The 13,968-nt window shown below is 41.8% G+C and carries 13 protein-coding genes; 4 read left to right on the forward strand and 9 right to left on the reverse strand.

All coding sequences use genetic code 11. From position 1 onward, the window contains the following. Positions 1–577 precede the first annotated feature (577 nt). Together BUA53_RS18095 and BUA53_RS18100 are read left to right on the forward strand one after the other, a co-directional pair. Positions 578–2,326: a glycoside hydrolase family 13 protein gene (locus BUA53_RS18095; protein WP_084080244.1), complete on the forward strand. Its 1,749-nt coding sequence runs from the start codon at positions 578–580 to the stop codon at positions 2,324–2,326. A 129-nt stretch (positions 2,327–2,455) separates the two neighbouring features. Then, a complete protein-coding gene (locus tag BUA53_RS18100) occupies positions 2,456–3,220 on the forward strand; it encodes an ion transporter (protein ID WP_072836807.1) in 765 nt (254 codons plus the stop codon). A 72-nt stretch (positions 3,221–3,292) separates the two neighbouring features. On the opposite strand, the gene BUA53_RS18105 is transcribed toward BUA53_RS18100, so the two are convergent. After that, positions 3,293–3,622: a four-helix bundle copper-binding protein gene (locus BUA53_RS18105; protein WP_072836808.1), complete on the reverse strand. Its 330-nt coding sequence runs from the start codon at positions 3,620–3,622 to the stop codon at positions 3,293–3,295. A 104-nt stretch (positions 3,623–3,726) separates the two neighbouring features. On the opposite strand from BUA53_RS18105, the gene BUA53_RS18110 reads away from it, so the two are divergent. Next, a complete protein-coding gene (locus BUA53_RS18110) occupies positions 3,727–4,770 on the forward strand; it encodes a ferredoxin--NADP reductase (RefSeq protein WP_245793215.1) in 1,044 nt (347 codons plus the stop codon). Here BUA53_RS18110 and BUA53_RS18115 read toward each other — a convergent pair. The 5 genes from BUA53_RS18115 to BUA53_RS18135 form a co-directional block, all read right to left on the reverse strand. Further along, positions 4,767–5,174 carry a VOC family protein gene (locus BUA53_RS18115; protein ID WP_072836810.1) on the reverse strand — a complete coding sequence of 136 codons (408 nt, stop codon included), beginning with the start codon at positions 5,172–5,174 and terminating at the stop codon, positions 4,767–4,769. The two genes, BUA53_RS18110 and BUA53_RS18115, sit on opposite strands and share 4 nt — an antisense overlap. Before the next feature lie 57 nt (positions 5,175–5,231). Further along, positions 5,232–6,077, reverse strand: a complete 846-nt coding sequence (locus BUA53_RS18120; protein ID WP_072836811.1) for a type 1 glutamine amidotransferase — start codon at positions 6,075–6,077, stop codon at positions 5,232–5,234. A 138-nt stretch (positions 6,078–6,215) separates the two neighbouring features. Continuing rightward, complete coding sequence (locus BUA53_RS18125) at positions 6,216–6,896, reverse strand: SGNH/GDSL hydrolase family protein (protein ID WP_072836812.1); 681 nt, start codon at positions 6,894–6,896, stop codon at positions 6,216–6,218. Positions 6,897–6,901: 5 nt separating this feature from the next. Continuing rightward, positions 6,902–8,536, reverse strand: a complete 1,635-nt coding sequence (locus BUA53_RS18130) for an amidohydrolase (RefSeq protein WP_072836813.1) — start codon at positions 8,534–8,536, stop codon at positions 6,902–6,904. Between the two features lie 65 nt (positions 8,537–8,601). Next, on the reverse strand, positions 8,602–10,251 hold the full coding sequence (locus BUA53_RS18135) for an amidase (protein WP_072836814.1): 1,650 nt from the start codon (positions 10,249–10,251) through the stop codon (positions 8,602–8,604). A 63-nt stretch (positions 10,252–10,314) separates the two neighbouring features. Between BUA53_RS18135 and BUA53_RS18140 the strand changes: the two genes are divergently transcribed. Continuing rightward, positions 10,315–11,352 carry a proline iminopeptidase-family hydrolase gene (locus BUA53_RS18140; RefSeq protein WP_072836815.1) on the forward strand — a complete coding sequence of 346 codons (1,038 nt, stop codon included), beginning with the start codon at positions 10,315–10,317 and terminating at the stop codon, positions 11,350–11,352. On the opposite strand, the gene BUA53_RS18145 is transcribed toward BUA53_RS18140, so the two are convergent. The 3 genes from BUA53_RS18145 to BUA53_RS18155 form a co-directional block, all read right to left on the reverse strand. Beyond that, positions 11,349–11,609 (reverse strand): hypothetical protein, encoded by a 261-nt coding sequence (locus tag BUA53_RS18145; RefSeq protein WP_072836816.1) that lies wholly within the window; start codon positions 11,607–11,609, stop codon positions 11,349–11,351. The two genes, BUA53_RS18140 and BUA53_RS18145, sit on opposite strands and share 4 nt — an antisense overlap. 130 nt (positions 11,610–11,739) lie before the next feature. Then, complete coding sequence (locus BUA53_RS18150) at positions 11,740–12,849, reverse strand: carboxylate-amine ligase (protein ID WP_072836817.1); 1,110 nt, start codon at positions 12,847–12,849, stop codon at positions 11,740–11,742. A 66-nt stretch (positions 12,850–12,915) separates the two neighbouring features. Continuing rightward, entirely contained in the window at positions 12,916–13,869 is a 954-nt protein-coding gene (locus BUA53_RS18155; RefSeq protein ID WP_072836818.1) for an ATP-grasp domain-containing protein, read from the reverse strand. Between the last annotated feature and the right edge of the window lie 99 nt (positions 13,870–13,968).

Here is a 13,968-nt window from a genome sequence, read left to right on the forward strand (position 1 = left end):
GTCATTTGTTTAAACCCTTCAGGATCGTTTTTAATTGAGATGTGTGAATGACACTCATGGCTGAACAGATCAATAGTTTTTTTGGAGAGGTCGGCTCCGATGATGTGTTGAACTTTCATAGCTTTGCTTTTAGAAGTAAACAAATCAAGGTTGCCAAGCCTAAGACCTTTAATTAGTCTTTTAGGACTTAGAATTCTAACTAGGCCTTGACAACCGTGGAGAGGAGAGTGAGGACTAATACGCAAATAAGACCCTCGGTCTATTCCTTTGCAAAGTTCACCTCACTTTCCTTCCACAAAATTCTTAATCTTTCTTCTCTCTGCTATTCTATTATGTCTATGAACTAATATTAACCTAAAGGATCCTTTGCGAACATCTTTGCACTCTTTGCGTTACTGAGTATCGCAAAGTGCGCAGAGAGAGAAGCCACGCAAAGAATACGCAAAGGGATACTGATTAACCACAAATCCATAAACCTTTAACTGTCTCATCTTCTGTTTTTTTCAACTTATTAAGGAGTCAACTTTGTAAATTTACTTTAGACTTATCCCTCTTTATACTGCTAAATAAAGATCTTATGAGATCAATTCTGAATTGCCTGCTTCCATTCCTTGTACTAACTGTTTTGCCTGGTACAGGCATAGCCCAGGAAAATCATAATGCTCAACAGGATGAAAGAAAATGGTGGAAGGAAGCCGTCGTATACCAGGTCTATCCGAGGAGTTTTAAGGATAGTGATGGCGATGGGATAGGTGATCTGAAGGGCATCATTTCAAAGCTTGATTATATCAAAAGTCTTGGAGTGAATACGGTGTGGCTGAATCCTATTTATAGTTCTCCCAATGATGATAATGGATACGATGTAAGTGATTACCGCAACATCATGAAAGACTTTGGAACAATGGCAGACTTTGATGCCCTGCTGAAAGGAATGCATGACAGGGGTATAAAACTGGTAATGGACCTTGTGGTGAATCACAGCAGTGATGAACATGAATGGTTTAAACAAAGCCGGAGTTCCAGGAGCAATCCTTACCGTAATTATTACCATTGGTGGAATGCGGAAAACGGAAAGCCTCCCTACCGGTATAGCCTGTTCGATATCAACCATGATGCATGGATGTATGATTCGCTGACCAACGCCTATTACCTGCATTATTTTTCCAGGAAGCAGCCTGACCTTAACTGGGAAAACCCTAAACTGCGCAGCGAGGTATATAATATTATGAAGTTTTGGGCAGACAAGGGTATTGATGGTTTCCGCCTGGATGCTTTCCAGTTTGCAGCCAAGGACACAACATTCCCTGCATTTCCCAAAGGATTTGAAAAGAATTTCATTCTCTATTATGCCATGCAGGGCAACCTTCATGGCTACCTGCAGGAGATGCACCAAGAGGTATTAAGCAAGTATGATGTAATGAGTGTGGCAGAGGGCGCAGGTAATTCATTCGAAGATGCGCATAACCTTGTGGATGCTGATCGCCATGAATTGAATATGGCCTATGCCTTTGAAGGCGTCGACATAGCTAAGCCGCAAGGCTATAGCCTCCTGCATTTCAAAGAAGTCTTCAGCCGGTGGGATAGTGCCTTTGCCAATGCAGGGTGGCTGTCCATTTTCCTGGCCAACCATGACCAGGCAAGACTTGTAAGCCGCTTTGGTAATGATGATCCAAAATTCAGGGAAGGTTCTGCCAAAATGCTGGCAACTTTTATAATGACCATGAGAGGGACACCTTATTATTACAATGGTGATGAACTGGGGATGACCAATGCAAACTTTTCTTCCATAAATGATTACCGGGATATGCCTGTATTAAACGAGTACAAGCACCAGGAGAATATTGGTGGTGATATGGAAAAGTTTATGAAGTTCACAAAAGCTACCAGCCGTGATAACAGCCGTACTCCGTTTCAGTGGGATAATACAAAGAATGCAGGGTTTAGTGTAGGAACGCCCTGGATAAAAGTGAATCCGAATTATACCAGCATCAATGCAGCAGCACAGGAAAAAGATCCCAATAGCTGCCTGAACTATTTTAGAAGCTTATTGAAACTGCGCGCTGCAAATATTCCTGTGCTCGTATATGGGAAATATACCTTGCTGGATAAAAACAATCCGCATGTTTATGCTTATGTAAGAGAAAACTCAGGAGAAAAATTACTGGTACTACTAAACTTTTCTGCATCCAATGCCCAGGCTGTTCTTCCGCGGATGACAGGGAGACCAGAATTATTATTGTCAAACTATAAGCAGCCCCCACAGTTTGACAAGACTTATTCAAAGATTACTTTGAAAGCTTACGAGGCTGCTGTTTTCAAATTATAATGCTTTCGGATATTAAGTTGTATGCAACCTAACTGGTAACCATTGGCAGGTTTGGTTATTGCAATGGGAATACATGAATACAGTAATGCTTTTGCAAGCATGCATATTTAATGATCAACCTGCCAGTATATGCAACAGTTAAACCGGGAGAGAAATAAGCTGGTAACATCAATTGATAAATTACTGGATGGCCCAATGATCTTCCTTGGGTTTGTCTGGCTCATCTTGCTGGTAATAGAATTGGTTTGGGGATTGAATAAGTCAATGGAGTACCTCAGCCTTACTATATGGGTAGTATTTATTATTGACTTTGCTATAAAATTTTTCCTGGCTACGTCTAAAATTCATTTTCTTAAGCGTAATTGGCTAACCGCCATTTCTCTACTGATCCCGGCCTTAAGAATTTTTCGCATTTTCAGGATAGTCAGGTTATTAAGAGGTTTGCGGGGCATTCGGCTGGTGCGGATAGTTTCTTCGCTCAACAGGGGCATGAAGAGCCTGGGTGCTACCATGAAGAGAAGGGCCTTTGGCTATGTGGTGATACTTTCTATTGTGGTCACTTTTGCTGGTGCTGCAGGTATGTATGGAATGGAACATCCTAACCCGGGTTTTGAGAACTATGGTATGGCGCTGTGGTGGACAGCCATGCGGGTCATCACTGCGGGTAGTGATTTCTGGCCTGCCACGCCGGAGGGAAGAGGCCTGGCATTCCTGCTTTCACTTTTTGGTTATGCTATTTTTGGATATGTAACTGCAACACTTGCCACCTTTTTTATTGGAAGGGATGCTGAAGAAAAAGACACACCCATAGTTGGTGTGAAAGACATCAATCAATTAAGAAATGATATTGCCGAACTAACCAGTGTGGTCAGGGAACTGCAAAAAAAGTCATAGCAGGTATTGTTGTTTACCGTTAGTATAAACATCAATGCCAACACCTGCTATTAGCGTATATTATTGGTTTTTCTATGACATTTTTCTGCACTCCTGTGCGCACATCTTACATGCTTCAGCACATTCTTTACAATGTTCTGTATGGTGCTTACTACATTCTGCTGCACATTTGTCGCAAAGGTCCGCGCATATATTACACATATCTTTTGCTTTCTCACTGCCGAGGCTCATTAATTGTGCTGCTGCATAACAGGCAGCTGCACATTCCATATCCAATTGAATGCAACCTGCCATCATTTTTACATCTTGCTCCTGTGTGCAGGATGAAGCGCAATGGTTGCAGATAGCTGCACACCGCAGGCATGCTTCAATACAGGTCTTGTAAGTATGATATCCCTTCATTTCATTCGGTTTAAGTCTACTTAAGTAACAATAATCTTACCATTAGGTTTGCTCTGCCTGCTTTTATTTTCTGTATAATTGAAATGCGTTAATCTTGTGGATTGGTGAAAGCAACTGGTACAATACAATTGATAGTTGATGAGGTCAGGCACAGCGGAAAGGGGGTCAGGTTATTTTATTTCACTAATGAAAGCAGCAAGGCCATCCATTATAAAGCAGGGCAATACCTTACATTAATTTTGAGTGAGGATCAGTCAGAAATCCGAAGATCTTATTCATTGTGCTCCACGCCAGGTGTCGACCAGCGGTTATGCATTGGCGTGAAAAGAATAGATAATGGTACATTTTCACGTTACCTGTATGATGAAGTGAAGGCTGGGAACAATTTACTGACTGTTGGGCCAGGTGGTGTATTTGTATTGCCTGGTGATATCAAAAACTTCAAGCAAATATATTTTTTTGCGGCTGGTAGTGGCATCGTGCCTGTTTATTCATTACTGAAAGCCTGCCTCTATCAACATGCAGAACTCCAGGTAATACTTATTTATAGTAATAGCGCCCCTGAAACTGCCATGTTCCTGGAAGAATTACAACAATTGCAAAATGAGTTTCCGGGTCGATTGTTGATCGAGTTCCTGTTCAGCAACTCTCAAAACCTGCTGAAGGCAAGGCTTCACCCTGACCTGCTAAGAGGTATTGTACATGGTCATTCCAAAGAAAATGAATCCGCTTCTCTTTATTATATATGTGGACCGGAAGCGTACATGCGCCTGTGCATTTTTACTCTGCGAGCAATGGGTGTACCTGCTGCCCTCATAAAAAAGGAAATATTTCATACATATAAGACTGTACCGAAAATTGATCCACCGGATAAGGCAACACATGAAGTAACAATATTTGCAGGCCCTGTAATGCATAAGATCAGGGCGGAATACCCCTTTAGTATTTTGCAGTCGGCCCGCAAGGCTGGATTGTCATTGCCTTATAGTTGCGATGCCGGCCGTTGTGGTAATTGCCTGGCTAAATGCACAAGCGGAAAGGTGTGGATGTCTTATAATGAAGTATTGACAGACAGGGAATTAGCAGAAGGATATATCCTTACCTGTACCGGGCATGCTGTTGAGGGTGATGTTACCATCGTAATTTAGGGTTGGATACCAGGTGCCAGTGGCTCTATAAGATCCCACAGGTTGCCATACAGATCTTCAAATACCAACACCTTCCCATAAGGTTCTGTAAGAGGTCCCCTATGAATCTTTATATTTTGTTTCACCAGGTTCTCAAAATCCCTTTGCAAATTGTCTGTGTGCAGGAACAGGAAGACCCTACCGCCCGTTTGATTTCCGACCCTGCTTCTTTGTTCTTCATTGGCAGCCCTGGCAAGCAACAGCCTGCAGCCTGTTGAACCATTGGGTTGTACCACCACCCATCTTTTTGTTTCAGTTAGTGGCGTGTCTTCAACAAGGATAAAGTTTAGTTTCCGCGTGAAAAATTCAATGGCTTCATCATAATCATGTACCAGCAAAGAGAGTTGGGCAATTGATTGTTGCATAATATGAAGATACCGGGATAATTAACATAATAGGGGATGGGGCATCTATATAGCAGATCAGCTTACAACCAATTGTTGTTGGAGATGCCTTGCTGCCTCATTAAAAAAATTGGGAAGCAGGTGTGCATAGGTATACATTATCTTCTCAGGATCATTTAGTTGTTCAACCATGTTTTGCCATTTTTCAAAACCATAGTTTTCTACTACCGTTTTCTTTTTTTCTTCTGTTTGCAGGTACATGCTCATGCCTTCTGCATCAGCCTCGGGATGAAACTGGGTACCCACCATATACTCATTGAAGCGAACACCCATGATGGCCTGGGCATAGGGTACATGAGGGCGATATTTTTCAATGCAAAGTATTTCAGCCCCGATCATTTTAAGTTTATTGAAATCGGGTAGGGTAACCTGCCAGTCACGGCTATCAACAACGTAGAAAGGATCATTTAAACCTGCGAAAACGGGGTCCTTCTGGCCTTCCAGGGTAACATGTACCGGAAAAACTCCGAAGGCTGTTGACTTCCTTTTACTGATATCCCCAATGCCATAGTAGCGACTTACCAACTGGAAGGAATGACAAATAAAGAATACGAACTTTTTATTAGGATTAGCAGGATTGTTGTTCCATTGCTCTACTTGTTCCAGCCAGGTGAAATACCCTGTATCCCATGCCTGGCCTTCGCTTTCCATAGGGCTGCCAGGCCCACCACTTGAGATATACATATCATAGGAAAGATCGGGGAACTCCTGGTTCAGGCGCACTTCAAACTCATCAAAAACCACATTGCTGTTACTATATACTGCCCATTGTTTAATGATTTCTCTTAAACACCTCATCCCCTGGTTTGGATGCCCTTCATATAAATCCAAAATAGCGATCCTTATTGTGCTTCCTTTTTTCATGGGCGGCAAACTTAGTCATTTGAGTCTAAAGGAAGTGCAAATCCTTTGCCACAGGGCTTATCAACAAGTCAGCTTAAAAAACAAAGGTCTTTACCCATTTGGGGGAAAAGACCTTCTAAATTGATGAGAAACAAGAAACTATTTAATATAGCTTTTATGAAGTGCGTCATACATTTTGCCTGCAACGAAATTATTGCCAGCTGCATTTAAATGCACTCCATCAGTGGTAAGTATGCCTCTATCCTTGTTTTCGGGATTGTTGGTTTTAAGGTAGTCCATAAAATCTTTCCTTAAGTCTACCAGGGTGCAATTATTCTTTGCAGCAAGGTTCCTGATGATGGACGCGTACCTGTTCAGATCACCATCCATCTCATTGCTGCAATCTGATCTTTCACCAATAGCCGCCGGAGTAGTAAGTAATACGGTAATATTTCTTTCTTTGAACTTCCTGATGAGTGCTTCATAGAACTTTTCGAACTTATCAGGATCTGTCCCTGTTTGTGCCAGCTTTTTATGCCATACATCATTTACACCTACCCATATCACAACAGCATCTGGTTTCTTAGACAGTACATCATCTTCAAGCCTTAGGTACAGGTCATATACTTTGTTGCCTCCTATGCCTGCTCCAATTAATTCATAATTCTTATCCAGGTTCTTATCTTTGAACAGCTGCCCCAACCTGGTGATATAACCCTCGGGTTGCACACCCATTTCAGTGATTGAATCACCAAAGAACACGATCTTCTTTTTTGTTTGCATAGTAAAGCTGCAGATAATAATAGTAAGAGTAATTAAAAAAGCGAACTTCATTTTCATAGTATCTAATTTTTAGAATATACAGTTTCTCCACCAACCAGGGTGGCTAATACAGTAGTTGATAATACATCTTTGGCATTCACTCGCATAAGGTCTCTATCAAGAATGATAAGATCTGCCCATTTGCCTTTTTCCAATGAACCTTTTTCTTTTTCTTCAAAATTGGATCTTGCTGCCCAGATGGTCATGCCCTTAATGGCCTGCTGGCGTGTCAATGCATTTTCCATTTGAAAGCCTCCTTTGGGAAACTGGTTTGCATCTATACGAAATACAGCTGCATAAAATGTTTTAAAAGGAGAGATGTCCTCCACAGGGAAATCTGTTCCCAATGGGATCCAACCGTTCTCATTTAACAATTGCCTGAAGGCGTAAGCTCCTTTTACGCGGTCTGCACCCAATCGGTCTGCTGCCCAATACATATCTGAAGTGGCATGAGTGGGCTGAACGGAAGGAATGATATTGTATTGACCAAATAAATGAAAATCGGAAGGGTTTATTACCTGGGCATGTTCAATACGCCAGCGACGGTCATTCTTTCCTTTAAGATATTTTGCGTAAATATTCAATATTGTCCTGTTACCTGAATCGCCAATGGCATGTGTGCACATTTGAAACCCGTTCCGGGCAATGATATTGGCCACAGAATCAAAATGTTGCTGGCTGCTCAAAAGAAATCCTGACCAACCTGGTTTATCGCTATAAGGTTTTAATAAAGCGGCGCCCCTGGAACCTAATGCTCCATCGGCATATACTTTAAAAGCTCTTACGTTCAGTCTATCAGTCTTGATCTTACCATTTTTAAACAGGAAGTTGTAGTTTTTAGTATCATCACTGAGCATGGCGAAAATGCGCATCTTCAATTCCCTGCTCTTTTGAAGACTGTCAATTAAAAGTGCCAGCCCATAATCAATACCGCAATCATCAACTGTGGTAAGGCCTACAGCAAAACAATTTTGCTGGGCAGACAATAATGCTTGTTTTACATGCGCTAAGGAAGGAGTGGGGATCCTGGATGCTACCAGGTCTACAGCATTGTCAACCAGTATACCAGTTAATGCACCATTCTCCATTTCCACCTGTCCGCCAGAAAGCGTTTGGCCCGGTTGTATACCGGCCATGTCCAAAGCTTTTTTATTAACAATAGCGGCGTGGCCATCCACCCTGCTTAAAATAACAGGTCTATCCGGAAATAAAATATCCAGCTTTTCCTTTGTTGGAAATTCTTTTATGCTCCAGTCGTTCTGGTCCCAGCCACGGCCTATCAGCCAGCCTTCAGTATGTTCCTGCGCAAAAGCCTGCACTTTATTCAATATTTCTTCCCAGCTGGTCGTACCTACAAGGTTTGCCGTTTGTAGTCCCAGCCCATAGTTAAAAAAATGGGCATGGGCATCTATGAACCCTGGATAAATAAATTTCCCCTCCGCATCTTTTCTTTGTGTTGCATTGTATTTCTTCAATAGTTGGGCGGTTGCACCTGTTTCAACGATCTTGCCTTTATCAATAGCAATGGCAGATTGTATTGAAAAGTTTTTATCTACGGTATAAATAGTGGCATTGTAAATGAGCAGGTCTACTTTTTTCTTCTGTGCGAAGGATATGTTTATGGCAAAAACAGTAAGTATGAGCAGGCTATATTTCATACGCTAAAATACGGTGGTTTAGGGCGATCTACTTTGATGTCACATTCAACAATAACTACCTCCAGTTATTCAAGGAATTTTTGGGGATGTTTTTTATTGTGAGGTGTATTATCCTGGAAAGCTTTAGCAGCTTCTAAAATAGAAGCTTCATCATATAATTTCCCGATAAGGGTAATACTTAAAGGGAGCTCTTGTTTATTAAAACCCATGGGCATGCAAACTACAGGATTGCCGGTAAGATTGGTAATGGACAACTGGTTGCCTGCAAACGTAGGCACAATCACTACATCATATGGCTGCATGAATTCCTGGAACCTGGAGCAGAGGGTGGAACGATACCTGTTGGCATTGATGTATTCCACAGCAGGTATCAGTCGTGCCGACCTAAAGGAGTTGGGCCAGAAATCCTTATCCTGCCTTTCAATAAGTTCGTCCCTGTTACTGCGGGTTAATTCATCAAAGGCAGCTGCTGATTCTGCATTTAATATAATGCTTACCAGGTTAGCGGGATAAATGGTAGAATCAGGAAAGTTGACAGCCTGCACTTTAACGCCCATATTTTTATAAGCCTCCAACACCTTCCATTCAGGTGCATCCTTTGGCAACTTCTTAAAGTAGTTTTCTGCATAGGCTACTTTTAATTTTCTTATATCTCTTGAAGGATTGTAATTAAAAGCATGATCGATGGCACTTGCATCTTTCCCATCTGTGCCTTTCATATAGTAATAGACAATGGCATCATCTTCCGCGCTTCTGCAAATAGGCCCTGCCTTGTCAAGGCTCCAGCAGAGCACCATGGCGCCACTTCTGCTAACGGTGCCAAATGTAGGCCGAAGACCTGTAGCGCCGCAACGGGTGGAAGGAGATACAATTGAACCGAGTGTTTCAGTGCCGATGGTAAATGGTAACAATCCTGCTGCCACAGATGCTGCTGAACCTGCAGAGGAACCGCTTGATCCTTGCGCGAGGTTCCAAGGGTTTTTGGTTTCTCCGCCAAACCATTTGTTATTATAGGCAAGGGCACCTAATGATAGCTTGGCACAGAGAACCGCACCGGCTTCTTTCAGTTTTGTATATACATAGGAGTCTTCATCAATCACCTGGTCTTTATAAGGTGTCGTTCCCCAGGTAGTTTTGTAACCTTTCACTGCAAAGAGGTCCTTGATGCCATAGGGTATACCATGAAGCGGGCCCCTGTATTTGCCGCTTTGTATCTCCGCATCTGCCTGCCTTGCCTGTTGCAGGGCAAGTTCCTCTGTAAGCGTGATCACACTTTGTAGCGTGTCTCCCCATTTTTTCAGTCGGCTTATAAAGAATTTAGTGAGTTCCACGGAACTTATTTTCCTGGTTTTGATCAGTGATGCCAATTGAGTGACAGAATAAAAGGCAAGGTCGTTTCTGTTAGCAGGAAGAGCGACATTGGCAGGAATATTCCAGTTGACTTTCTGTTGGTTCATGGGCACTTTAACACCAGCAGGTGCAGGTTTGAATGCGAAAGGAAATGGAAGATCGTTTTTGGGCATGTCTTTATGCATAGCTGCATAAATGCTCTTGTAATAGACAATATTCTCCAGCATTGAATCTGCTTCAGCAGCAGTGAACTCCAGGTCGTATAAAGAACTTGTCTTTTGTAATATCAGGATCGAATCAGCTTTGTTTTGTGCTAAAGAATGAAGACTGCAAAAAAGAATAATAAATGCCGCGATATTTTTCATGTTCTGTTTTAAGGGAATTAAAGTAAGGCAAAAAAAGCTATCTTTTGTGTCAAAAATGTTCCAATGAGCAGATCGATTTTCATTTTTACAACACTTATGTTTTTAGCTGCCTGTGATATGAAGGTAAAGGTTGATGATGGCAGTGAAAAAAAGATCACAGTAGATAAATATTTCAATTACGGAGATACAGGAGTGTTAGCCGCCGGTATCCATATGATACCTGTTACTACACCGGTAGGAAATTTTAAAGTATGGACCAAACGCATAGGCAATAATTCCCGAATTAAGATCCTGTTATTACACGGAGGCCCTGCCATGACACATGAATATATGGAGTGCTTTGAAAGCTTCTTTCCTAAAGAGGGTTTTGAATTTTATGAATACGATCAATTAGGATCATACTATTCCGACCAGCCTACAGACAGCAGTTTATGGACCATACCGAGGTTTGTTGAAGAAGTGGAGCAGGTGCGAAAGGCAATAGGAGCGGATCAAAAGAATTTTTATGTATTGGGCAATTCATGGGGAGGCATATTGGCTATGGAGTATGCTTTAAAATACCAGTCCAATATGAAAGGGCTTATCGTTTCGAATATGGTGGCCAGCGCCCCTGAGTATGGAAAGTATGCTGAAAAAGTATTGGCTGCACAAATGAATCCTGGAGTATTGAGGGAGATACGGGACCTGGAAAAAAGAAAGGACTTTGACAATCCCCGCTATATGGAATTATTGCTGCCCAACTTTTACCATGAACATTTATGCCGGCTTAAAGAATGGCCAGATCCTGTTCAGCGCTCATTTAAGCATGTAAACCCCGTGATCTATACTATGATGCAGGGCCCATCAGAATTTGGTATAAGCGGCAGGTTGGCTCAATGGGATATTAAGTCTCAATTACAAAATATTAGTGTGCCTACCTTGATGATCGGAGCAAAATATGATACCATGGATCCAAAGGCCATGGAAGAACAAAGTAAGCTGGTTAAGAACGGTAGCTATCTGTATTGTCCCAATGGCAGTCATTTGGCTATGTGGGATGATCAGAAGGTATATATGGATGGGGTGATCAAATGGATCAAAAAGATAGACACTGGTAATTAAACTTCGGGTATGTGTATATGCTGTGACACAGCCGCCAGGATCTCCTTCATCAGGGGACTTAATTCATTAGACGAGGCATGTTGAAAAATAAAGTGGTTGGCGGAAGTGGAAATGATCTTATTGCCTGGAAGCTCCTGTAATAATTCCTCGTCAAAATTTAAAGTGTATTCAGTAAAGAATGGCGTTGTTCTGACAGTTACAATTGCATTGCGCATTGTGTTATTAAAACTAAAGTATATATTAAATACCCTGGCCATACCCGATTTGCCGAGATTGATGGAAGAGAAAATCAGTTACTTTGAAAGAGTAGTTATACACGTCCGGTCATATCTAAGTTACAAAAAGGTATTAGCATTTAAAATTTTATTCCAATAATTATTCAATATATCATAGCCCATACAGGAATTGTGAGTTGATGTATTCTGTCACTCTCACAAGGCTTTTTGTTTGTTCATAAATCGATAACTGCCTGTCCGCACCAGTGCCATTCTCAAGCATCTTATGCACATAGGAAAGTTTCTCACGGGAGCCCAGGTGGTCTACAACATCATCTACGAAGTCCAGCAATTCATAAATAAGTACACGTGTATTGATCTCTTCTTCTTTTCCAAAATCAATCAGGTAACCATCAATACCATACCTGCTTGCTCTCCATTTATTTTCATTGATCAGCGCCCTGGAATATTGAATAAAATTCATATTCTGGGAGCGGAGCTTATAGATCTTGGCACAAATAGCCTGGAAGAGGGCAGCAATGGCTATGGTCTCATTGACTGTCATAGGTACATCACATATCCGGAATTCCACTGTGTTGAAAAAAGGGTGAACCCTCAGATCCCACCAGATCTTTTTTGCATTGTCAATACAGTTGGTCTTCATCAGCAGCTTGACATAATTATCATAAGCTTCAATGCTTTCAAAAGGTTCAGGAATTCCTGTTCGGGGAAATTTATCAAAGACCTTGGTGCGAAAGGATTTATAGCCTGTCAACCTTCCTTCCCAGAAAGGAGAGTTGGTGCTCAGGGCATAGATATGCGGAAGGAAGTAGCGGGTGGAATTGGCAATGTGATTGGCCATTTCCCTTGTTTCCATGCCCACATGTACGTGTAGGCCAAATATCAGGTTGCTTCGTGCTGCTTCCTGCAATTCGTTTACAATTTCATTATACCTGATATGGTCAGTGATCAACTGGCTTTCCCAGTGACTAAAAGGATGTGTTCCTGAGGCACCTATCTGGTAGCCAAGGTTACCTGCTATTTCAGCTATTGTTTTTCGGAGTGTGGACACATCCTGGAAAGCCTCATCTACATCCCTGCAAATGTCAGTGCCTACTTCCACCACTGCCTGGTGCATTTCAGCCTTTACCTTGTCCTTAATGATCTTTTGTCCTTCATGAACAATCTTTTGCTCATGACTTTTTAATTCTTTGGTAACCGGGTCCAGTACCATGTATTCTTCCTCTACGCCAAGGGTGAAGTTCTTATAGTTGAGTAACATTCAATTAGTTCGTTTAGATGATCAGTTTTAGCTCCTGGAAAAGTATATTATTCTTAGTCAAATAAATTATATCAAGGGCACACCAGTAGCGCTCCTTTTGATATATTCTCCCCAGGTCAGGTTGCTTTGACCTTCTTTTTGTGCAACAGCTCTTTCAATAGCATAGTTAGCTGCTGTTTCTACCACCCACTCAAAGTTTTCTTCACCTACACCCGCCCTTTCTGCATCTGGTGCCGGGTTGCCAAAATCAATGGCGTAGGGAACACCATCTTTAACTGCCAGTTCCACTGTATTGAAATCGTAACCCAGGTAATGATTGATGCGCAACACGATATCTTCCATTAGCCTCAGTCTTTCAGGAGAAGGTGAAAATTCAGCCTGGTAGCGCAGGTGGTGAGGATTACGGGGCTCGTAAGGCATGATCCTGACATGCTTCCCGCCTATACAATAGCAGCGGTAGTATTCTTCAAATACAATTTCTTCCTGCAGCAGCATCACCAACTGTTCAGTCTCGCCATGCTTTTGATAAAACTCCTCTTTGTCATGCAGCTTGTATACGCTTTTCCATCCACCACCAGCATAGGGCTTCATATAAGCAGGAAAACCTACATAAGCGAATATCTCATCCCAGGCCAGGGGATACGCCAGGTTGGAAAAAGATTCGGGTTTGGTATCTGTTGGAAGATCGTAGGAGGGAAGGATCACGGTTTTAGGAACAGGTACTCCAATTTGCGTCATGAGGGAGTTATTGAAGTATTTATCATCTGCACTCCACCAGAAAGGGTTATTGATCACGGCAGTACCTGTTAGAGCCTCATTTTTTAAAATAGCCCGGTAGAAAGGTACATCCTGTGATATCCTGTCAATGATAACCGCGTAACCTGAATTTAATCCCTGGGCAGATTTGTCTATGCGTACCGGTTCAGCTACAATATTCTCAATTCCTTTGCTGTTCACTCTCTCAATAAATGCCATTGGAAAGCTGCGTTCCTGGCCAAACAGTATACCTATCTTTTTCATAAATGGTTGTTGGTGTTAAGGATCCAAAAAATTTAAAATACAATTTAATTCACTATAGTAAAAAAGAAAGTTGGGAACTGAATAGTTTATTCCACTAGT

It is taken from the genome of Flavisolibacter ginsengisoli DSM 18119 (assembly GCF_900129295.1).
In the GTDB taxonomy this organism is placed as follows: Bacteria; Bacteroidota; Bacteroidia; order Chitinophagales; family Chitinophagaceae; genus Flavisolibacter; species Flavisolibacter ginsengisoli.

Excerpts from the sequence above, each read along its gene's own strand:
- BUA53_RS18095 (WP_084080244.1), top strand. The coding sequence starts at position 578 with ATGAGATCAATTCTGAATTGCCTGCTTCCATTCCTTGTACTAACTGTT.
- BUA53_RS18100 (WP_072836807.1), top strand. The coding sequence starts at position 2,456 with ATGCAACAGTTAAACCGGGAGAGAAATAAGCTGGTAACATCAATTGAT.
- BUA53_RS18105 (WP_072836808.1), bottom strand. The coding sequence starts at position 3,622 with ATGAAGGGATATCATACTTACAAGACCTGTATTGAAGCATGCCTGCGG.
- BUA53_RS18115 (WP_072836810.1), bottom strand. The coding sequence starts at position 5,174 with ATGCAACAATCAATTGCCCAACTCTCTTTGCTGGTACATGATTATGAT.
- BUA53_RS18120 (WP_072836811.1), bottom strand. The coding sequence starts at position 6,077 with ATGAAAAAAGGAAGCACAATAAGGATCGCTATTTTGGATTTATATGAA.
- BUA53_RS18125 (WP_072836812.1), bottom strand. The coding sequence starts at position 6,896 with ATGAAAATGAAGTTCGCTTTTTTAATTACTCTTACTATTATTATCTGC.
- BUA53_RS18130 (WP_072836813.1), bottom strand. The coding sequence starts at position 8,536 with ATGAAATATAGCCTGCTCATACTTACTGTTTTTGCCATAAACATATCC.
- BUA53_RS18135 (WP_072836814.1), bottom strand. The coding sequence starts at position 10,251 with ATGAAAAATATCGCGGCATTTATTATTCTTTTTTGCAGTCTTCATTCT.
- BUA53_RS18140 (WP_072836815.1), top strand. The coding sequence starts at position 10,315 with ATGAGCAGATCGATTTTCATTTTTACAACACTTATGTTTTTAGCTGCC.
- BUA53_RS18145 (WP_072836816.1), bottom strand. The coding sequence starts at position 11,609 with ATGGCCAGGGTATTTAATATATACTTTAGTTTTAATAACACAATGCGC.
- BUA53_RS18150 (WP_072836817.1), bottom strand. The coding sequence starts at position 12,849 with ATGTTACTCAACTATAAGAACTTCACCCTTGGCGTAGAGGAAGAATAC.
- BUA53_RS18155 (WP_072836818.1), bottom strand. The coding sequence starts at position 13,869 with ATGAAAAAGATAGGTATACTGTTTGGCCAGGAACGCAGCTTTCCAATG.